Source organism: Xenorhabdus khoisanae, assembly GCF_001037465.1.
In the GTDB taxonomy this organism is placed as follows: domain Bacteria; phylum Pseudomonadota; class Gammaproteobacteria; order Enterobacterales; family Enterobacteriaceae; genus Xenorhabdus; species Xenorhabdus khoisanae.
Genome location: NZ_LFCV01000266.1, coordinates 1 through 2,182 on the forward strand (window position 1 = coordinate 1; position 2,182 = coordinate 2,182).

Below are 2,182 nucleotides of genomic sequence, written 5' to 3' on the forward strand. Positions count from 1 at the left end.
AAACTGACAATTGAAAATGCTGAATAATTATTTGATAATGAAATTTCAGATATTGTTAGTAACTCTTTGTAAGAGGTTGGTATTTTACTTCCTGAAAATGATTAACTCAATATTAATACAATATCAATTTATGTTAAAAGAAGTAACCTGAAGATAACACTAAAATAAATAATAAAGGATTAAGGATAATCCTTTATTATATTTATAAATTAACATTATCAAATACAACAAAAACCTTTCTCATTAGTAGCGAATACCACCATTTAGATTAATACTTAATTAAGGATCCCAGGGATTAAAATAAACACAATATCTAAAAAGCGGGGTATTATTATGCGCAACCATCAAATTAAATTAAATAAAACTGGTATAATTCCACCTTCTCTATTGGAATACGTCGTAAAAATTTGTGGTCAAAGTGATAAAGCATATATATTAAAAACATTAAATCATGTTTATAATTTAATGAATAGCTCTGCTGAGTTGGATATTTTCACTCATGAATACCAGCCTGGAAATTATAATAAATTAGATAGAACGGTTTATGATGCTCAATATAATGATCAATATCCAGGAAAAATACTAATTTTAGATGAAATAACGGCTACAAGCGACGATATATCCGCTAATGAAGCTTATGAGTATCTGGGTAAGACTTATGAGTTCTATAAAAACGTTTTTGGCCGCAATTCGATTGATAACAAGGGCCTTAAGCTAGTTGCTAGCGTGCATTACCAGAAAAATTATATGAATGCATTTTGGGATAATAACCAAATGGTTTTTGGTGATGGTTATGCTCCCTATTTTAATCGCTTTACCTCCTGTATTGATATTACTGCTCATGAATTAACTCACGGCGTTATTGAAAGTGAAGCAAATCTTGATTATGCCTATCAATCTGGCGCACTAAATGAATCTATCGCAGATGTATTCGGCATTATGGTAAAGCAGTATACAAACAATCAACAGACAAGCGAATCTGATTGGTTAATAGGTCAAGGGATATTGGGTTATGCACTTAATCCAAACAATGATCCCAACATTGCTTTGCGCTCATTCAAAAACCCCGGAAGCGCGAATCCAAAAGACAACCAAGTTGGCCATATGGATCAATATCAAGATCTATCCGTTAGAGATGACCAGGGAGGAGTCCATAAATATTCTGGTATCCCCAATAAGGCATTCTATTTATTGGCGATCGAGTTAGGCGGCTATTCATGGGAATTGGCAGGAAAGATTTGGTACGAGACATTGTTGGATAAACGTTTATCTCATAAAGCAAGCTTTAATGATTTCGCGATATTAACCATCAACAATGCAGAAAAATTATTTGGTAAAAAAATTTCAGATATTGTAACTCATTCATGGAAGCAAGTAGGAACGTTGCTCTGATATTGACAATTTCTCTGTGAGAATAAATGGCTAAGGAAGGCCTTGATTATATATCATTTTTTATTCCTCCTGATATTTTCAGAATCAAAGAATTAATATTTCAAGTTTATCCCCCATCAATAAAACTTCATTTTTACCCTTCACCACTTCAAATATTTTACTTATTAATCTTACACCATAAAAAATTTACATTTTTAGTAGTGACTAACATGGTTAGTTTGGCTAATATTATGACTAGGCTAAATATACTCAGACATGAAAAACACATAGAATAGGGTATTATTATGAATAGCAATCAGATAAACAAGAAAAATATAATTCCTCCTTATTTATTGGAATGTATTGCGAAAAATTGTGATACTGAAGATAAAGAATTTATATTGAAAACTTTAGATCATGTAAATCAATTAATGAAACATTCACCCAGAGAAAATAAGCCTCACGCCAATGAAGATAATTCGTCATTATATAATGACAAAATATTACCCAAATAATAAAATAATTATTCACTATCGGGAAGTGTTTCTTTGACGTTAAGCACCAAAGCCAGCACGCAAGGCCGCGAGTGACTTAATTAAAGGATTGCTTTGACATTCATTATATTTATGAATTTTATTATAGAGTTGGGAATAAATAGATTATCTTTATCCTATAAAATATACAGAAAGCAGTTAAAACTGATATCTTTTATTTTGCAGAATAAAACACTAAAAAAATTTATTTCAGATTATGATTACGAATGGAAACACGCAATCCTTGATAATAAAGGGCTAAAAATAGCCCTTTATTT

Annotated in this window: 3 protein-coding genes; all 3 read left to right on the top strand. The window is 30.8% G+C overall.

Features of this window, described 5'->3' with window-relative positions; genetic code table 11:
* Positions 1-333 precede the first annotated feature (333 nt).
* Positions 334-1,392 (top strand): M4 family metallopeptidase, encoded by a 1,059-nt coding sequence (locus AB204_RS20700; RefSeq protein ID WP_047965266.1) that lies wholly within the window; start codon positions 334-336, stop codon positions 1,390-1,392.
* 284 nt (positions 1,393-1,676) lie between these two features.
* A complete protein-coding gene (locus AB204_RS20705; protein ID WP_047965267.1) occupies positions 1,677-1,886 on the top strand; it encodes a protealysin propeptide domain-containing protein in 210 nt (69 codons plus the stop codon).
* A 93-nt stretch (positions 1,887-1,979) separates the two neighbouring features.
* Positions 1,980-2,182 (top strand): hypothetical protein (locus AB204_RS23750; protein ID WP_235428169.1); only part of this gene is annotated, 203 nt, incomplete at its 3' end.

Excerpts from the sequence above, each read along its gene's own strand:
- AB204_RS20700 (WP_047965266.1), top strand. The coding sequence starts at position 334 with ATGCGCAACCATCAAATTAAATTAAATAAAACTGGTATAATTCCACCT.
- AB204_RS20705 (WP_047965267.1), top strand. The coding sequence starts at position 1,677 with ATGAATAGCAATCAGATAAACAAGAAAAATATAATTCCTCCTTATTTA.